This is a genomic window from Mucilaginibacter litoreus, from assembly GCF_042676805.1.
GTDB lineage: Bacteria > Bacteroidota > Bacteroidia > Sphingobacteriales > Sphingobacteriaceae > Mucilaginibacter > Mucilaginibacter litoreus.
Window position 1 is genome coordinate 262,915 of record NZ_JBHTHZ010000001.1, and the last position, 19,080, is coordinate 281,994.

17 protein-coding genes are annotated in these 19,080 nt (G+C 42.4%); 6 read left to right on the forward strand and 11 right to left on the reverse strand.

Annotation, left to right across the window (positions count from 1 at the left end; all coding sequences use genetic code 11):
- Window positions 1-9: 9 nt before the first annotated feature.
- Window positions 10-792 (reverse strand): Rossmann-like and DUF2520 domain-containing protein, encoded by a 783-nt coding sequence (locus ACFQZX_RS01255; protein WP_377110929.1) that lies wholly within the window; start codon window positions 790-792, stop codon window positions 10-12.
- Between the two features lie 100 nt (window positions 793-892).
- Between ACFQZX_RS01255 and ACFQZX_RS01260 the strand changes: the two genes are divergently transcribed.
- Both ACFQZX_RS01260 and ACFQZX_RS01265 read left to right on the forward strand, forming a co-directional pair.
- On the forward strand, window positions 893-1,228 hold the full coding sequence (locus tag ACFQZX_RS01260; RefSeq protein ID WP_377110930.1) for a YbjQ family protein: 336 nt from the start codon (window positions 893-895) through the stop codon (window positions 1,226-1,228).
- 529 nt (window positions 1,229-1,757) lie between these two features.
- Window positions 1,758-3,128: a dipeptidase gene (locus tag ACFQZX_RS01265; protein WP_377110931.1), complete on the forward strand. Its 1,371-nt coding sequence runs from the start codon at window positions 1,758-1,760 to the stop codon at window positions 3,126-3,128.
- Window positions 3,129-3,559: 431 nt separating this feature from the next.
- Here the strand turns inward: ACFQZX_RS01265 and ACFQZX_RS01270 are convergent, their stop codons facing one another.
- Window positions 3,560-4,660 carry a mandelate racemase/muconate lactonizing enzyme family protein gene (locus ACFQZX_RS01270; protein ID WP_377110932.1) on the reverse strand — a complete coding sequence of 367 codons (1,101 nt, stop codon included), beginning with the start codon at window positions 4,658-4,660 and terminating at the stop codon, window positions 3,560-3,562.
- A gap of 187 nt (window positions 4,661-4,847) precedes the next feature.
- On the opposite strand from ACFQZX_RS01270, the gene ACFQZX_RS01275 reads away from it, so the two are divergent.
- The 4 genes from ACFQZX_RS01275 to ACFQZX_RS01290 all read left to right on the forward strand — a co-directional run bounded on the left by ACFQZX_RS01275 (window position 4,848) and on the right by ACFQZX_RS01290 (window position 9,059).
- A complete protein-coding gene (locus ACFQZX_RS01275; RefSeq protein WP_377110933.1) occupies window positions 4,848-5,570 on the forward strand; it encodes a DUF4290 domain-containing protein in 723 nt (240 codons plus the stop codon).
- Window positions 5,571-5,708: 138 nt separating this feature from the next.
- The gene (gene murA / locus ACFQZX_RS01280) at window positions 5,709-7,016 is read left to right on the forward strand and encodes a UDP-N-acetylglucosamine 1-carboxyvinyltransferase (protein WP_377110934.1); all 1,308 of its coding nucleotides are present in this window, start codon (window positions 5,709-5,711) and stop codon (window positions 7,014-7,016) included.
- Window positions 7,017-7,131: 115 nt separating this feature from the next.
- On the forward strand, window positions 7,132-8,688 hold the full coding sequence (locus tag ACFQZX_RS01285; protein WP_377110935.1) for a glycosyltransferase family 39 protein: 1,557 nt from the start codon (window positions 7,132-7,134) through the stop codon (window positions 8,686-8,688).
- A complete protein-coding gene (locus tag ACFQZX_RS01290) occupies window positions 8,688-9,059 on the forward strand; it encodes a DMT family protein (protein WP_377110936.1) in 372 nt (123 codons plus the stop codon). The genes ACFQZX_RS01285 and ACFQZX_RS01290 overlap by 1 nt, the downstream gene beginning before the upstream one ends.
- A 133-nt stretch (window positions 9,060-9,192) precedes the next feature.
- On the opposite strand, the gene ACFQZX_RS01295 is transcribed toward ACFQZX_RS01290, so the two are convergent.
- From ACFQZX_RS01295 to ACFQZX_RS01335, 9 genes are all read right to left on the reverse strand, one after another.
- The gene (locus tag ACFQZX_RS01295; RefSeq protein ID WP_377110937.1) at window positions 9,193-10,554 is read right to left on the reverse strand and encodes a pyridoxal-phosphate dependent enzyme; all 1,362 of its coding nucleotides are present in this window, start codon (window positions 10,552-10,554) and stop codon (window positions 9,193-9,195) included.
- Between the two features lie 151 nt (window positions 10,555-10,705).
- Window positions 10,706-11,566, reverse strand: coding sequence for an AMP nucleosidase (locus ACFQZX_RS01300; protein ID WP_377110938.1), 861 nt, complete (start codon window positions 11,564-11,566; stop codon window positions 10,706-10,708).
- A 133-nt stretch (window positions 11,567-11,699) separates the two neighbouring features.
- Window positions 11,700-12,938, reverse strand: a complete 1,239-nt coding sequence (gene clpX, locus ACFQZX_RS01305) for an ATP-dependent Clp protease ATP-binding subunit ClpX (RefSeq protein WP_377110939.1) — start codon at window positions 12,936-12,938, stop codon at window positions 11,700-11,702.
- 89 nt (window positions 12,939-13,027) lie between these two features.
- Window positions 13,028-13,732 (reverse strand): ATP-dependent Clp endopeptidase proteolytic subunit ClpP, encoded by a 705-nt coding sequence (gene clpP / locus ACFQZX_RS01310; protein WP_377110940.1) that lies wholly within the window; start codon window positions 13,730-13,732, stop codon window positions 13,028-13,030.
- Window positions 13,733-13,924: 192 nt separating this feature from the next.
- Complete coding sequence (gene tig / locus ACFQZX_RS01315; protein ID WP_377110941.1) at window positions 13,925-15,277, reverse strand: trigger factor; 1,353 nt, start codon at window positions 15,275-15,277, stop codon at window positions 13,925-13,927.
- 96 nt (window positions 15,278-15,373) lie between these two features.
- Complete coding sequence (locus ACFQZX_RS01320; RefSeq protein ID WP_377110942.1) at window positions 15,374-16,363, reverse strand: c-type cytochrome; 990 nt, start codon at window positions 16,361-16,363, stop codon at window positions 15,374-15,376.
- A gap of 75 nt (window positions 16,364-16,438) precedes the next feature.
- The gene (locus ACFQZX_RS01325) at window positions 16,439-17,164 is read right to left on the reverse strand and encodes a head GIN domain-containing protein (protein WP_377110943.1); all 726 of its coding nucleotides are present in this window, start codon (window positions 17,162-17,164) and stop codon (window positions 16,439-16,441) included.
- 130 nt (window positions 17,165-17,294) lie between these two features.
- On the reverse strand, window positions 17,295-17,909 hold the full coding sequence (locus ACFQZX_RS01330) for a GIN domain-containing protein (RefSeq protein ID WP_377110944.1): 615 nt from the start codon (window positions 17,907-17,909) through the stop codon (window positions 17,295-17,297).
- Window positions 17,910-18,361: 452 nt separating this feature from the next.
- The gene (locus ACFQZX_RS01335) at window positions 18,362-18,973 is read right to left on the reverse strand and encodes a GIN domain-containing protein (RefSeq protein WP_377110945.1); all 612 of its coding nucleotides are present in this window, start codon (window positions 18,971-18,973) and stop codon (window positions 18,362-18,364) included.
- Between the last annotated feature and the right edge of the window lie 107 nt (window positions 18,974-19,080).

Sequence of the window (19,080 nt, forward strand, 5' to 3'; positions counted from 1 at the left end):
GTAACAAAATTACTTATCCCCGTTACCCTTGTTGTGGTTTTTGATAATATCCTGACTTAGCATCTCATATATCCGCTGTAAATGCGGCTGTGCTTTAAGCAATTGCAAATGCGTACCCATAGTATTTTTATCATTACGAACAGCCGGACCGGTTTGCACTGTGTAGGGTGAGTTCAGCATGGCTTTATCTGCGGTTTCCTTTATTAATGGCCGTAGCAAATCAAAATCCATTTCGCTATCCTTTAATAACTGCTCACCAATACCATACAGGTGATTAACAAAATTGCAGGCAAACACAGCCGACAAATGCAGCACTTTACGCTGCGCGGACGATATCCGGTAAACGCTGTTGCTGACATCACGGGCAAGCGCCTCCAACGTTTTAACAATATCCTCATCGGCACCCTCGATGCACATAGGTACTTCACGAAAGTCAACTTCCTTTGTTTTGCTAAAAGTTTGCAGCGGATAAAATACACCGGCTAATGGAGTAATGTTCAATAGTTGTTCCAAATCAACAGCGCCTGAGGTATGCGCAATTAGCTTACTATAGGCGGCCAAATGGGCAGCAGTTTCTATAATCGCATCATCTTTAACGGCAATAATAAACAGGTCGGTTTGCGGGTTGATATCTCTAAGATCATCAATAGCTTCAGCCCCTACATGGTAAGCCAGCAAAGTAGCGTTATGCATATCGCGGCTGTATACCTGCACTATGCGGTGCCCTGCATTTTTTAATGCTGCAGATAAGTGGGTAGCAACATTGCCCGAGCCAATAATGGTTATGCGCATAATTATATTTATTGAATCGTCGCAAATCTACATTAATCTGCTACTTTTATTACCGGTAACATTTTTCTTTAAATAATATCTAACTATAAAAATAACTCAAATGGATACTTCATTGATTACTACCAGCACCGGTTTAGATGGCTACAAAATTGTTAAACACCTTGGCGTGGTACGCGGCATAACCGTACGCAGCCGCAGCGTAGTAGGCAATTTTGCCGGCGGTTTGCAATCGCTTTTTGGAGGCCGGCTTTCTGTTTATGTAGAGCTTTGCGAAAACGCCCGCGAGGAGGCTTATCACCTGCTGATACAACATGCACAGGCCCTTGGCGCCAATGCTATCATCAGCATGCGTTATGATGCCAACGAAGTAATGCAGGGCATTACAGAGGTACTGGCTTACGGAACCGCGGTGGTAGTTGAAAAGGTAGCAGAGTAATACACTTCTCTGATCTTACTACGCTTTACCGGATAATTATTTCAAGTTGTTCACGAACACACAAGTGAACATCGTGAACACTTATAAATATATGATAATCAGAGGTATGTAATTTAAGGTGGCAAAGGAATGTCACTACTAACAACTTTAGTTTAAAACCACCACATCATTGAGAGGTACAAAGTAATCTCCAAAAGGCTTTTTCTTTATCCAGACAGTCGAAAAACCCTGTCGAACGATTATTCGCTTTATAAGGTCTTCGACGGGATCAAACGGACACCTATTTGTTAAGGTGAGCTTTTACCTGTCATGGTGAGCTTGTCGAACTACTATTCGCTTGGAGAGTCTTCGACAAGCTCAGACGGACACCTATTTGTTAGGGTGAGCTTTTACTTGTCATGGTGAGCCTGTCGAACCATTATTCGCTTCAAGAGTCTTCGACAGGCTCAGACGGACACTGTGTATAAGAAATAAACGTTAGGATATCCTCTTCAAAGTAAACATTATATTTGCCTAAAACATATAGCCTATGCAAGTTATAAAGCAATATATAGAAAACAACAAACAACGCCTGTTAGACGAGCTTTTTGAACTGCTGCGTTTCCCATCTGTAAGCGCCGACCCGAAATATGCGCCTGATGTTTTAAACGCTGCCGAATATGTGGCTAAGAAACTGACTGATGCCGGTGCCGAAAATGTGGAAGTGTGCCAAACTGCCGGCTACCCAATTGTTTACGGCGAAAAGATAATTGATGCCAGCCTGCCAACCGTATTGGTTTACGGCCATTATGATGTGCAGCCGCCCGATCCGCTGGAACTTTGGCATACACCTCCCTTCGAGCCCACCGTTCGTGATGGTAAGATTTATGCCCGTGGCGCCTGCGATGATAAGGGCCAGTTTTATATGCATGTTAAAGCTTTTGAGCTGATGATGCGAACCGACGGATTGCCCTGCAACATTAAATTCATGATTGAAGGCGAGGAAGAGGTAGGTTCAAACAACCTGTCGATATTTGTTAAAGCGAACAAAGAACGCCTAAAGGCCGATGTGGTGCTGATTTCAGACACCTCTATGATCAGCATGGAACATCCCTCACTGGAAACGGGCCTGCGGGGCCTTTCATACCTTGAAGTAGAAGTTACCGGCCCTAACCGCGACCTGCACTCCGGTGTTTACGGCGGTGCGGTGGCTAACCCGGCTACCATATTAGCCAAAATGATCGCATCGTTTCATGATGACAATAACCGTATCACCATCCCCGGGTTTTATGACGATGTTATTGAGTTGACTGAACAGGAGCGCCGGGAACTTAACGCTGCGCCTTACAATGAAGAAGAATATAAAAAAGACCTTGATGTAAATGAGCTATGGGGCGAAAAAGGTTATACCACCTTTGAGCGCACCGGCACCCGCCCTACCCTTGAGGTAAACGGAATTTGGGGCGGTTATACCGGCGAGGGGGCTAAAACTGTTCTGCCATCAAAGGCAAGCGCTAAGATTTCGATGCGCCTGGTACCTAACCAAACTACCGACAAAATTACCCAACTGTTTACCCATCATTTTTTGAACATCGCGCCCCCCTACGTTAAGGTAAAGGTTACTCCTCATCATGGCGGCGAGCCGGTGGTTACCCCTACCGATAGCATTGCTTACAAAGCAGCTCAAAAAGCCATTGCGGAGTCGTTTGGTAAACAGCCTATCCCAACGCGCGGTGGTGGCAGCATACCAATAGTAGCCTTATTTGAAGCCGAGCTTGGCTTAAAAACCGTTTTAATGGGTTTTGGGTTAGATAGCGATGCCCTGCATTCGCCAAACGAAAAGTATGATATATTTAATTACTATAAAGGAATAGAAACCATCCCGTTATTTCATAAATACTTTGCTGAGTTAAGTAAGTAAGTTGTCTGAACTCGAATTTAAAGAATTCAAAGAAATTAGGGAACACAGTTGTATTATTCAATTGTCTGAACTCAAATTTGAATAATTTAGGAAATTTGTTCTGTTAATTCCATAAATTCTTTTAATTCGAGTTCTGGCTATATGGTTGACATAGTTTACAACCCTTTGACAAACAAAATGACCTTATGGATGCTTAAATGAGTAAAATAATCTTTACTCTCATGAAAACAGAAGCAGATGGAAAGGTGAGGAGCGCAACTGACAACCAATTACGCCAACCTAAAACAGAGAAACCGGCAAAAAGCAACAGTGATGCAAAACATCCTAAAAGTAGTAGCTGGACGAGCAGATTTAGGACTCTTTAAATAAGAGAATAATAAGAAGCCTGTAAAATTTACGGGCTTCTTTATTTAGCATTTGTGCTGATAGCATTAAACTACAAACTTTTCGCAACTCTTTAAAAATGCTTCGTCTGCATCAGCGCCTATACCAGGTTCATCATTTATATTTAATTTGTAACCATCATAAGTTACGCCACCAATGCATGGGTCGGCCAGGTGGCCAAGCATGCAGGTATCCATGTCATAATACCTGATGTTAGGGCTGGCATAAACAAAATGCAGCTTACTGCTTAAGGCAATACGGCTCTCCAGCATACCGCCCATCATACAGGCAATCCCTCTTTCGGCTGCTGTATCATGTATCTTCTTAGCTTCATGTATACCGCCCGATTTGGCCATCTTAATATTGATATAATGGCAGGATCCACTTTCTATCTGCATACGTGCATCATGGTGATCATATACGCTTTCATCGGCCATAATTTTCACCGGCGATAGTTTCATCAGTTCCGGCAGGCGGTCATTAAACCAGGTGCGCATAGGTTGCTCACAAAATTCGATATCGTAAGCGCCGATGGCCTGCAAGGCAAACACCGCTTCATCAAAACTCCAGCCCTGGTTAGCATCTACCCTGATCTTTATATCAGGGCCAACAGCCTGGCGTATTTGCTTTATACGCTCTACATCCGTTTCGGCCCCTTTGCCAAGTTTCACTTTTAAAATATCAGCACCCGACAGTTTGAATGCTATTGCCTGCCCGGCCATTTTTTCGGGAGAGCCGATGCCTATGGTTATATCACTTTCTACCTCGCGCTTTTCGCCACCCAGAAATTTATACAAAGGCAAACCGGCATTTTTGGCAGCAATATCATACAGCGCCATATCAAATGCACTTTTAATGGTGGTATTACCTGCTGTAAAGCTGTGCAATTGTTGTAAACGGCCATTAATATCCAAAGCATCACGGCCCTTCCAAAGTTTGGCAAACTCTTTAGCCATTATTAGGCAGGTATCCTGTGTTTCACCAACAATTGCCGGGAAGGCCGAGCATTCGCCAACGCCATAAAAGCCTCCGTTGGTATGTACGCGTATAAAAACATTCTGTGCATAGTCCATTGTACCCGTAGCGATGGTGAAAGGTTCCATCGGAATGCTGAAACGATAAATATCAATTGAAGTGATTGCTAACATTGTTATGCTTTTGTTTGCTAAAAATAAGGATTAACCCAGGTATAACAATTTTTGTACATTAACACATTTACCTTATATTTGCGTTACTACAAAATATTCCATTTTAGTTCTCCGGTTTCCCAATCCATCACAGCGAAACTGATCATGAACTGAAAACAATTTCACGAACTTATTTATAATAATATACATGGCATTAACAAACTTGCCTGGTCCGTTTGATTATAACTCAACCAGGAGCAAACTTTTACTTACAGAATACGGCCGCAATGTGCAAAACATGGTTAAATACATTGTTGCCCTGCCCACCAAAGAAGAACGCAACAAATACGCACAGGTAGTTATAGACCTGATGGGCTTTTTAAACCCGCACCTGCGCGATGTAGCCGACTTTAAACATAAACTTTGGGATCACCTTCATATCATTTCAGGCTTCCAGCTGGATGTAGACTCTCCGTACCCAAAGCCTACCGAGGAGGCTATACACATCAAGCCCGAGCCTTTAAAGTACCCTTATCAGCGTATCAAATATCGCCATTATGGCAAAACTATCGAGCTGATGATAGAGAAAGCAAAGAGCATTGATGAACCTGAACGTAAGCGCCACATGGTGCAGGCTATTGCCAACTTCATGAAGATGGCTTATGTACAATGGAATAAAGACTCTGTTGCTGATGAGATCATTCTTTCAGACTTGTTGCACCTTTCTAACGGTGAACTGAAACTGGAGGAAAATGTAAACCTAAACCGGGTTGAGTTTCGCACTAATAATAACAATAACAACCAGAACAACCGCGGCCGCAATAATAACAACCAGAACAACCGCGGCCGCAATAATAATCAGAACAACCAGCGTAACAACCAAAACCAAAATAATCGTAACCGCAATAACGGGGGATCTAAAAAATATTAATTAAGTTTTCTGATGATGATATGCTGTGCTTAAAGCACATCTGATTTTTAGCTTATTTATTTAATTTTTGCAGATGGAGATCAACAGGCAGGATTATTGCCAGCATCTATCCATCATTTGCAATGAACTGACACAATTATGAGAAACGCATTTGAAATACAGGGTGGTAAGAAACTTAAGGGAGAGATTATCCCCCAGGGAGCAAAAAACGAGGCCCTTCAAATTATATCAGCCGTTTTATTAACCGGCGAAAAAATGACCATCAGCAACATTCCTGATATACAGGATGTAAATAAGCTGATCGATCTATTAGCCGATATGGGAGTTGAAGTAAACCGCGTATCGCGCGATACCTGTATTTTTGAAGCTAAGGAGATAGACCAGAACTTTTTTAGCTCTGATGCCTTTAAAACAAAAGGCGGTGGCTTACGCGGTTCTATCATGATAGTTGGCCCGCTGCTGGCACGCTTCGGTAAAGCATCGATACCAAAACCAGGTGGCGATAAAATTGGGCGCCGCAGGCTGGATACGCACTTCTTAGGCTTTGAAAAATTAGGCGCACGTTTTGATTATAACCCCGAAAACGGCTTTTATAATGTAGACGCATCTAACCTGCAAGGCACTTATATTCTGCTTGATGAAGCATCTGTAACCGGTACAGCCAATATTGTAATGGCGGCAGTACTGGCAAAAGGCACAACTACTATTTACAACGCCGCCTGCGAGCCTTATTTGCAGCAGCTTTGCAAAATGCTTAACCGCATGGGCGCAAAAATAAGCGGCATTGGCTCAAACCTGTTAACTATTGAAGGTGTAACCCACTTAGGCGGTACCGAGCACCGTATGCTGCCTGATATGATAGAGATTGGCTCTTTCATTGGTATGGCCGCCATGACAGGTTCTGAAATTACCATTAAGGATGTACACTACGACGAGTTGGGCATGATACCAGACGTATTTAAACGTTTGGGTATCAAGTTAGAGCGTCGTGGTGATGATATTTATATTCCGTCGCAAGACCATTACGAGATCGATACTTTTATAGATGGCTCGCTGCTTACCGTAGCAGACGCGCCATGGCCGGGCTTTACGCCAGACCTGCTGAGCATTGTACTGGTTGTGGCTACCCAGGCAAAGGGCTCGGTGCTTATTCACCAAAAAATGTTTGAGAGCCGTTTGTTCTTTGTAGATAAATTGCTGGATATGGGGGCAAATATCATCCTGTGCGATCCGCACCGCGCAACGGTTATCGGTTTGGATAAACGGGTACAATTACGCGGTATTTCCATGACATCGCCAGACATCCGCGCGGGTGTATCATTACTGATTGCCGCATTGTCCGCTCAGGGCCAGTCTACCATTTATAATATTGAGCAAATTGAGCGGGGTTATCAACACATTGATGAGCGCCTTAGAGCTTTGGGCGCGGAAATTAAACGCGTATAAAAGATAAAAGATCAAAAGATTAAGGACAAAGGATTGAGGATGCAGGTCTTTAATCTTTTGTCCTTTCTCTTTTATCCATTTTTTATAGCTTTATGGCGTCCAGACTAAAACCTGTATGCCTTACAAAAATCGGAGACCGTCTTACGCTACTTTTATCCTGATCTTTGTTGCTGTCAAGATTATTCTCAACGCATTTGCCATCAGCAATTTTGGCTTCCACCGCGATGAGTTGCTGCATCTTGTGTTAGGCGATCACCTGGACTGGGGCTATAAAGAGGTTCCGCCCCTTATTGGCTTGCTTGCAAAAATAACGTTAAGTGTATTTGGCCATTCGGTATTCGCAGCCCGCATATTTTCTACACTGGCCGGGGCGCTTATCATCTGGCTTGCCGGGCTAATTACCGTTGAGCTTGGTGGTAAACGGTTCGCTATTACAGTTGCATGTTTATCGCTCATTTTCTCTCCTGCGTTTGCTGCAAGCGGGTACCTGTTTCAGCCTGTAGTGTTTGATCAGTTATGGTGGGTGCTGACCGTTTGGCTGTTTATTAAATATTTAAACACTGCCAACGTAAGATACCTTTACTGGCTGGGCGCTGCCGTTGGTTTTGGCATGCTTACCAAATACAGCATGATATTTTTTACCGGCTCGCTTGTTGTTGGTATACTGATCAGCAAAGAGCGCAAATTGCTTTTTAACAGGCATGTTATATATGCAGCTCTTGTTGGTATTGTTATCTTCCTTCCCAACCTGATATGGCAGTTTGTACACCATTTGCCGGTACTTACGCACATGAAAGAGCTCCGCGAAACCCAGTTGGATTATGTAAAGCCAGCCGATTTTATTGAAGGACAGTTACTGGTGAACGGCCCTGCTTTTTTGGTTTGGTTTACGGGCTTTATCAGCCTGTTCATATCTTTCAGGGTACGCAGGTTCAGGTTTATGGCCATCGCCTACATTTTAATTTTCCTGTTCCTGCTGGAGATGCATGGCAAAACCTATTACATATTTGGCGCATACCCTATGCTGTTTGCTGCAGGCGGATACGCATTTGAGCGCATTATTAAAAGACAGGCTTATATTTTAAGGCCTATTGCTTTAATGGTGGTAATACTGCCCAACATTTTAATATTGCCATTAGTATTGCCTATATTTTCATTACAGCATACTACCACATTTATAAAACATGCTACCGAAAAGTATTCCTTTTTACGGTTTGCAGTTACCTGGGAAGATCAAAAACAGCATCCTCTAACACAGGATTATGCAGACATGCTGGGCTGGGAGGAAATGGCAAAAAAAGCGGCTGACGTGTATAACAGCCTTACGCCCGAGCAGCAAAAAAACACCCAGCTATATGCCGATAATTATGGAGAAGCCGGTGCCCTGCATCATTACCGCCACAAATATGGCTTGCCGGATGTGGTATCGCTTAACAGCAGTTTTCAGCTTTGGGCAGCAGATACGCTGAGTGCAAAATATATTATATACGTGGATGACGATGACAACGTTGAGCGCAGGCTGAGCCATGTAGTGGAAACTTACACACAAAAAGGAGAAGTTACTACGCCCCTGGCCCGGGAACGGGGCACACGCATTTACCTGCTTACCAATCCGTCGCCAAAACTTAACGAGATCTATCAGGCAGAATTAGCAAAAAAACGTTTACAATAATGCGGGGACTAAAAACCATACTCTTTCTTACCATATCAAACACCTTTATGACGTTTGCCTGGTATGGTCATTTAAAATTCAAGGAGTTTAGCTGGGGTAAAAACCTGGGCTTATTTTCCGTAATACTTATCAGCTGGGGGTTGGCATTTTTTGAGTACCTGTTTCAGGTGCCGGCAAACAAAGCCGGTTTTAAAGAGGATGGCGGGCCATTTTCACTTGTTCAGCTTAAAACTATACAGGAAGCCATAACGCTTACCATCTTTATGCTGTTCACCATCTTATTCTTTAAAACCGAAAAGCTCGGCTGGAACCACCTGGTTGGCTTCTCGCTAATAGTGCTTGCCGTGTTCGTAATATTTAAGAAATGGTAATGTAGATGTGCAGATTTCAGATGTGCAGATGTATGGTATGGTATTTTTATGGTAACCATTAAAACAAAAGAGACGCGAAGGATCGCGTCTCTATATATCTCATTTATCTTTTCGTCTTTACTCTTTTATCCTATCAGGCAGATATGGCATTGATGATATCATACTGAGTGATGATCTCTATCTTACCCTGCTCATCTTCCACTAAAACAGCGATGTTGTCCTTATTGATCATTCCGGATATCTTATCAATAGAGGTATTCAGGTCAACAAAAGGGAAAGGTGCGGTGGTAATGCTCTGCACCGGCTGAGATTTTATAGCCGGGTTTTCCATCAGCGAATCTAAAATATCGCTCTCAGTTATCTTGCCTATCACCATACCTTTTTGAGTAACAGGTATCTGGCTGATGTTAAGAGATTTAATAACATTTATAGCTTCCAGAACAGTCTTCTCACAGTCGATAGTAATAATTTCCTGGCTTTCTTTCTTGCTGATGATATCGCGGGCAGTCAGTTTTTCGTCTTTAAGGAAACCACGGTCGCGCAGCCAGTCGTCATTATACATTTTACCCAGGTAACGAGTACCATGGTCAGGGAAGATGATTACAACCACATCGCCTTCTTTAAAGCGGTCTTTCATTTGTAAAGCCCCGGCCACAGCAGCGCCCGTTGAGTTACCTGCAAAAATACCTTCCTTACGTGCTATTTCACGTGTCATTAGGGCAGCATCTTTATCAGTAACCTTTTCAAAATAATCGATCAAATTAAAATTGACGTTCTGTGGTAAAAAATCCTCGCCAATGCCTTCCGTGATATAAGGATAGATCTCATTTTTATCAAAAATGCCGGTTTCCTTATACTTTTTAAACACAGAGCCATAAGTATCAACACCCAGGATCTGGATATTCGGATTCTTTTCTTTCAGGTAGCGGGCTGAACCTGAGATAGTGCCGCCTGTACCCACGCCAACAACCAGGTGTGTGATCTTGCCTTCTGTTTGCTCCCAGATCTCGGGCCCGGTTTGCTCGTAGTTTGCCTGCGAGTTGGATAGATTATCATACTGGTTAGGTTTCCATGAGTTAGGCACTTCCCTTTCCAGGCGCGATGAAACCGAATAATACGAGCGCGGATCTTCGGGCTCTACGTTAGTAGGGCAAACAATAACCTCGGCACCAAAGGCACGCAAAGCATCAAATTTTTCCTTTGACTGTTTATCAGTACTGGTAAAAATACACTTGTAACCCTTAATAACAGCGGCAATAGCCAAACCCATGCCCGTGTTGCCGGATGTGCCTTCTATAATGGTACCTCCCGGTTTAAGCTTACCGCTTTTTTCGGCATCCTCTATCATTTTAAGGGCCATACGGTCCTTAATGGAGTTGCCTGGATTGGTGGTCTCTATTTTGGCCAATACCGTCGCGGGAATGTCTTTAACTACTTTATTAAGTTTTACCAGCGGCGTATTGCCAATGGTTTCAAGTATATTGTTATACCACATAATTTTATCGTCTACTTATTCTGTATACTTAATGGACAGGGCTCAAAATTAGTAAATATTCTGCCAGAACCCGAATTTTAAGAATCCAAGGATTGTCAGAATTACTGTCAAATAAAAACACATTAATTGATCAGATCGATCAAGCGTTCAATTAAAACTTAAGGTGCTTAACTGTAAGCCCGCCGTTTATTAATTGTTTCAGCGATTCTATACCTACCTTTAAATGCGTTTCCACATATTGCTCAGTTACGGTCGAGTCGCTCTCTGCGGTTTTAACACCTTCTGGTATCATCGGCTGGTCTGACACTAACAGCAACGCGCCAGTAGGTATTTTGTTGGCAAAGCCGGTAGTAAATATGGTTGCCGTTTCCATATCAATGGCCATGGCGCGCAACTCCTTCAGGTATTTTTTAAACTCTTTATCATGTTCCCAAACCCGGCGGTTGGTGGTGTAGCAGGTTCCTGTCCAGTAATCGCGGGAATGATCGCGTATGGTGGTTGATATGGCCTTTTGCAGGGCAAATGAAGGCAATGCGGGCACTTCTGCCGGCAGGTAATCGTTTGATGTACCTTCGCCGCGTATAGCGGCTATGGGCAATATCAGGTCGCCTACTTTATTTTTCTTTTTCAGCCCCCCGCATTTACCCAAAAATATAACCGCTTTAGGTTTTACCGCAGTAAGTAAATCCATTACTGTAGCCGCAACAGGGCTGCCCATACCAAAATTGATAATAGTGATGCCATCGGCCGTTACGCTTTGCATGGGCTTATCCACTCCCATCACCGGGGCGTTATTATGCCAGTCAGAAAAAAGCTGCAGGTATTTCGAAAAATTGGTTAAAATAATGTATTCGCCAAATGCATCCAATGTGCGGCCGGTATAGCGCGGCAGCCAGTTAGCCACAATAGCTTCTTTGGTTTTCAGTCCGCTTTTTACGGGCGATGTTACTTCTTTTGATTTTTTTACGACCGGGGTGGTCTCGTTTTTTTTGATATCTAATTCTTCGTTCATATTAGTATTTGTTAAGGCATCCGGGCGGATGCGAGGTTAAAACCAAACCTTTTTATACAGCAAACCCCGGCGTTTTGCCAGGGTGCTGTTTTTTTGAGATAGGCAAATATAGTAATTTGCCGTGATATTGTTGTTAAGCTACCTTTAACTTTTTGAGGTCGCTCTTTTCAAATTTCTCTCTTGCATAGTCAAGCGTTACTGTTAAACGCTTAACATCCTTTTTAGACGGGAATTCAAACATGGCATCAATCATGATGGCTTCGCAAATTGAGCGGAGGCCACGTGCACCCAATTTAAATTCCATAGCTTTATCAACTATGAAATCAAGCACCTCGGTGGCAAACTCAAGTTTCACCCCTTCATACTCAAACAACTTGGTATATTGCTTAAGTAATGAATTTTTGGGTTCTGTGAGGATATTATGCAATGCATCCCTGTCAAGCGGGTTTAAATAGGTAAGCACAGGCAAACGGCCTATCAACTCAGGTATCAGCCCAAATGATTTCAGGTCCTGCGGTGTAATGTATTTATACAGGTTTTTCAGGTCCACCTCGCCGGCATCATGTTTAAACTTATACCCCACGGTTTGGGTACGCAGGCGGTTTGCTATTTTCTTTTCGATACTATCAAATGCGCCACCGCAAATAAACAGGATATTGCTGGTATTCACCGTGATCATTTTTTGGTCCGGGTGTTTACGGCCACCTTGTGGTGGTACATTTACCATGGTACCTTCTAATATCTTAAGCAAAGCCTGCTGAACGCCTTCGCCGCTCACATCGCGCGTAATAGAAGCGTTATCGCTTTTACGGGCTATTTTATCAACTTCATCAATATAAACAATGCCCCGTTCAGCAGCATTAACATCATAATCGGCAGCCTGCAATAAGCGGGTAAGTATGCTCTCTACATCCTCGCCAACGTAGCCGGCTTCTGTAAGTACGGTGGCATCGCAAATACAAAAAGGCACATTTAATATTTTGGCAAGTGTTTTAGCCAGCAGGGTTTTGCCTGTACCGGTTTCACCAACCATAATGATGTTTGATTTTTCTATCTCCACCTCATCTTTATCCACCCGCTGGTTAAGGCGCTTATAGTGGTTATAAACCGCTACAGATAATACTTTCTTAGCATCATCCTGGCCGATAATATACTGATCGAGGTGGGTTTTGATTTCTGAAGGTTTCAGCACAGAAGGTACCGCAGGTGAAGCTTTAACTTTACGCACCTTAAGCTCTTCGGCTAAAATCTCATTCGCCTGGTCAACGCACTTATCGCATATATGCGCATCTAACCCGGCTATCAGCATCAGGGAATCCTGCTTACCTGCGCCACAAAATGAGCATCTGATCTCCTTGCTGTTCTTATTCATTGTAATGTGATTTTATCAAAATTAACCAATTGGCCGCTGATAACAAAAGCCTCAGACTGTTAAAGGCTTTTGGCGGCCAATTGTTTAAATTATTTGCTGGTATTTGCCCTTAATATTTCATCTATCATACCAAACTCCTTGGCTTCTTCGGCTATCATCCAGTGGTCGCGGTCTGATGCGTCCCAAACTTTCTGGTAATCGGTTCCGCTATGGTCAGCAATAATCTGATAAAGCTCTTTTTTAAGCTTAGTGATCTCGTGATAAGTGATCTCGATATCAGATTGCTGGCCCTGCGCACCGCCCGATGGCTGGTGGATCATAACCCGTGAGTGTGGCAATGCAGCACGTTTGCCTTTTGTACCTGCTACCAGTAAAACCGCACCCATTGAAGCGGCCATACCTGTACAGATGGTGGCAACATCGTTAGATATAAACTGCATGGTATCATAAATACCTAAACCCGCGTATACCGAACCGCCGGGTGAGTTGATATAAATTTGTATATCTCTTTTACTATCTGCCGATTGCAGGAACAATAGCTGTGCCTGGATAATGTTGGCATTCTGATCATAAATGGCATCGCCAAGAAAGATGATACGGTCCATCATCAAACGCGAGAAAACGTCCATCTGGGCGATATTCATCGGGCGCTCTTCGATGATATAAGGAGTCATACCGGTAGGCAGTTTGGCCCTGTCTACACCGGCAATAAATTTATCTACATACAGGCTGTTTATGCGGTGGTGCTTTACAGCATATTTACGAAATTCATTTTTATCAATATTACTACTCATGGTATGTGTTGTTTATTCTTTTCAGGTGCGGGATAAATATAGTTTTTAGTTGAATAGATTTACTATCATAAAGTTTGGAAAAAGTAAAAAAAGCCTCGCCTGCATTTTCAAAACCCGCCGGGCAGGGCTATATAACACAAAAGCATTTGCTGTTGGCAAATGCTTTTGGTGAAAATATATTTTTTAAAGTGATTAGTCGGCCATCGTATTAAACTCGGTAAACAGAATCTCTTTTTTATCAAGCGTAATAACACTTTTAATATAATCAAAAACCTTAACGGCCTTAACTTCTTCAAATATCTTGTTGGCGTTCTCTTTGTCCTGCAGATATTGAACTGTGTACTGGCCCAGTTGCTCTTCGCTTAAAGATTGCTGGCTATACATCCTGAACTGGTTATTCAGGCTTTGTTTAGCATAAGCAAATACTTCATCGTATTTGATCTCTATTTTGTTATCAACAATTACTTTATTAGCAATAAGCGTCCATTTAAGGTTTTTAGCAAAGTCGTTATAACCGCCTTCCAGTTCCTCGTCAGATAGTTTTTCGTTAGTGGCTTTTAACCAGCGTTTCAAAAACTCATCAGGCAATTCAAACTGTACTTTATCCAATGTATAGTTATAGATATCGTTTTGCAATTTGCGTTCGCTATCCTGTAACATCATTGTCTCCAGTTCCTCGGTGATTTTTTCACGGAAACCTTCTTCGGTTGTAACAACTCCTTCACCAAATAATTTATCAAAGAACTCCTGATTCAAATCTGCTTCGTCCAGGCGGTTTACATTTTTAACCGTTAACTGGAAGTTTGATTTTAGATCAGCTGCTTCACTTTCTTCAATTTTCAATAAACCCGCAACTTTAGCCGCATCGTTATCAAAAGCTTTTTGGACGTCAAGCGTTACCACATCGCCTTTTTTCAGACCGATCAAAGATTTCTTGATCTCTTCATCTTTTACCTGGTCCAAACGAACCGACGTAGTGTTGCTAATGCCTCCTTCAAAAACAGAACCATCCGGAGAAAGCTGCACTAATTCTGAATAAAGTACGTCGTCGTCTGCCGATACGTCAGGGTTTGTCATTTTGCCATACGCGCGACGGATATTTTTGATGCGCGATGCAAGGGTCTCGTCATCAACTTTAATTACATACTGGGTTAAAGTATCGGCCGAAGAAAAATCAACTGTAAAATCCGGAGCAAGGCCTAACTCGTAAGCAAACTCAAATTCATCGTTAAAATCCCAATTATATTCTTTAGTATCGTCCTCAAGCTTTGGCAATGGCTGGCCCAATACTTCAAGCTTTTCATCCTCAATATATTTATTCAGGCTATCTGATAACAGGGTATTGATCTCATCAACCAGAATGTTTTTACCGTACATTTTTTTGATGTGCGCCGGTGGAACCATACCCGGGCGAAAACCTGGTAATTTTGCTTTTTTTGCCTGTTCCTTTATTGCTTTCTCAACCTTTGGCTGATAATCTGCCGGGCTAAGATTGATCTTTACAATTGCATTCAGGTTGTCTGTCTTTTCCTGTGATATATTCATCTTATAGCGTATTTGTTAATCCTCTGCTGCATAGCCGCTTTGATTGCCGCTATACAAAATTTGAGGCGCAAAAGTATGAATTTATTTTTAGAATTATCAGCCTTTTGCCTTTTCGGGCGCTCTAAATTTAATAACCTTGTTCTTTACAGGTTTAACAGTGCGCAAATAGGTGTAAATAGCACTTAAATCGCTTTCGCTCATGCCGCTATATCTCCACCATGGCATAATAGTTTGAAATTCTCCGGTCTTAACAGGGGTTGCCTTTGCCCTGCTGCTATCAAACTGTTTAAAACGGGCTATAAACTGTTCCTTACTCCATGATTTTATCCCCGTAATATCGGGCGTTATATTGGCAGATTGCAATACGCCCATCTCCCCTAAATTATACTCGTTTCCGCCTGCAAGCTCCATACCGGGTATGGGTTTGCCTTTATCGGCCTTGGTATGGCAATCCCTGCAGGCAGCGGTTTGTACGAGGTAAGCGCCATATTTCAGCGTATCTTTTAAAGCGGGCACTTTACCCGGCTGGGCCTTTTGCGGCATTGTGTTTACCAGCAAATTAAGCGGAAAGTTTAACTTCCGTTTTGGATAAACCGCTTCATGTGGCGTTAAGGTACGCAGGTAAGCAATGATGCTGTAAACATCTTCAGGATCCATTTTTGAGTAAGACTGCCATGGCATAATTGGGAATATGGCCGAGCCATCTTTTTTTACACCGGTGGTAATAGCGCGATAAATTTCACCATCGGTCCAGTTTTTTAAATTAAAAGGGGTGATGTTGGGCACAAATACTTCGCCCGGAAAACTAACGCGGCTATCAAACTTTTCTCCCCCTGCCCCTATGTGGTTAGTATCTATAGGGCCTGCAAATTCGTTCCATTTACGCGAAGAATGGCAATCAATACAAACAGCTACGTAATTTGCCAGGTATTTGCCGCGCTCTAAACGCTGTGGGGTTATAGCTACTTTAAGGTTTGGCGCCTCGCCAACATTTGGCAATGCTAACGCGACATAAGCTATTGCCGCTACAATTACAAGAACTATGACAACGGCTATATATGCCGCCCATTTTTTAAACTTTTTCATGATAAGGTTAAGATACTTAATATATAACATATGACGGAAGTGTGCCGCCATATGTTACAATTTTGTATAAAAACCTTAATCAATTTTTTTAAGGGTTGATGCCCCGGTTTTTTCGCTGTTTACAGTGCCCGGGTTACCACGATACTGTATGTCTGAGGCACCGGTGGTATGTACGCTTAGTTCATTTAAAACATTCACCTTACACTCGCTTGCCCCAGATGTTTCAATGTTATACCTGCCTACTACAAAATCAAGCGCATTTACCTTGCCTGATCCGCTTAAATGCAGGTCATGTGAAGCGGCTTGTCCTCTTAAGGCTATCTCGGTAGCGCCGCTGCCTTCAGTACTTACATTGGCCGCGCTTAAATCCATATCTACTTTGGTAGCGCCTGAAAGATCAAAGTGTAAATCTTTAACATTTAAACGCCCATCAGTTTTAAGCTCTATACCACCAGAAGCTTCAATCTCATTGAGGTTACGCACACCTATTACCAGCGTAATTTCGCGACTGCCGCAAATGTTACGTTTATTTTTTATTCTTAGCGTGCCACCGTTTACGTCGGTTAAGATATATTGTAATAAATTATCGTCGGCGGTTATCACTACATTTTGCGAGCTATCCTGTTTAAGCGTTACCTTAAAACCACCGGCTATATCCAGCTTGGTGAAGTCGCCAACTTTATGTGTTTCGCTCTTGATATCGCCCGATCCCTTTTTACATCTGAACCTGCGGCAGGAGGTTAACACGGTTACTGATGCGATAGCTATAACTAAGATTATGTTTATGTGGTGCTTTTTCATATTTAAAGGGTTTTGGTTTAAGGTTTGACAACGCTTTACGCAATGAAGTTACATTAAAAATCAAAAAGCCGTCAAATGTTTTTTTCTTCGACGGCTTGAGTATATGGATAAGATTTAAGGTTGTGTATGATTATAAAGTTTTTGCTTCTTTGATATTTGCTTTAGCCACGGTGTTAACAGGTACCTGTTTTTTAACAACATTTACTGCCATAAGGCTGCTGTTGTTAATGTTGGCAGGCTGGGCGTACTCCAGATTGATATCATTTACCCTGCCCGCTAAATTAGCTTTAGCATCATCGTTAACGGTTACATTGGCTTTGTAAGCGTCTAAGTTCAGGGTAACAGTTGCGGCATCGTAAAGATTAACATCCAATTCAATTTTTGATAATTTACCGAATGATTTTACTTCGGCGTTATCATAAGCGGCAATTGCACGAAGGTCTGCTGCTGTAACCCAAACTACCAATTTCTGGTCGTTGTATGATGAAATGCGCAGTACACCATTCTGGCTTTGTACCAAAGCGCTTTCTGAGTAGTATTTGTTATAAACTTTCACTTTGTCGCTTTCGCCGTCTGATACATACAGCTCAACATTGCCGCGGATCTCGATCTTATTGATGCGGCTAACATTTGTCAAAACGGTGGCTTCGTCGTTACCATTATCAGTAACATTTGCATAAGTGTTTTTTGTGGTTACCACTGCCATAATCATTAAGGCTACCATGGTTAAAATTCTTGTTTTCATTTTATTAATATTTTGATTATGAATAATATGTGTTATGTTTTTATATCGTTAAATACATCAATATGACGAGCAGCAGCGCAAAACGTTACAGCCACATAGTGTATTTTAGACACAGTACGGTTTTATGTCGGTAAAAGCGGTAAAATGAGCGGTGAAATGAGGCGGGAGTTTTAAGGTCAGGGCAGTGACTCACCCCGACTACGCTGCGCTGGTCGACCCTCTCTGCTGCGCAAAGAGGGTGAAGGAATTCTATTTTGCTATGCCCCTGTCGACTTTGCCGACATAATTACCTCTCCTAAATCCTCTCCGAGGACAGGACTTTTAATAACTCACTTTCGCTTGCGAAGAGAGGGTGACCGAGCGGAGCGATGACCGGGTGAGTCAACAAAAAAAGCCATCCGTGATTGACGGATGGCTTCGATTTATATATATTGAACTTTAAAAGTATTGCTTTACAGGATGGCTAATTCCTGATCATTAGCCTTTACAAATTTGGTAGTTACTGTTTTGCTTGTATTTGCGGCAGCCAGGTTGGTCTGGTTAACAGTAGCCGACTGATCCTGGGTTAAGCTGTACTGATCTATTATACCACTTATGTTAGCTTTGGCACGGTCGTTAACTTTAATGTTTGCTTTGTATGCATCCAGTGTAAGGTTGGCCGATGCATTGTTGTTAAGCGTTACATCAATATCAATTTTAGAAAGGTTACCGAATGATTTTACGGTAGAGTTATCATTGGCCGTGATAGCGCGCAGGTCATTAGCAGTTACCCAAACCACCAGTTTCTTATCGGTGTATGATGATATGCGTAACACACCGTCCTGGTTTTGTACCAATGCATTTTCTGAATAGTATTTGTTATAAACCTTTACCTGGTCTGCGCTACCATCAGATACGTATAATTCAACGTTACCGTGCAATTCAATCTTGTTAATTTTGCTAACGTTTGTCAGTACTGTGCTGGCATCTTCGTTCTTGATGCTTTTGTCTGTTGCGTAAACTGATGATACTGAACCTAAGGCTAAAGTTACTACAGTTGCTATGGTTAAAAATTTCGCTTTCATGGTTTAATATTTTGATTGTGAGTGTTTTAATTATTTCTTGTTGTTAATTACACTCATAAGACGAGCCCACTTTGAAAACGTTACAGCAGTTTACCCGCAATTAGATG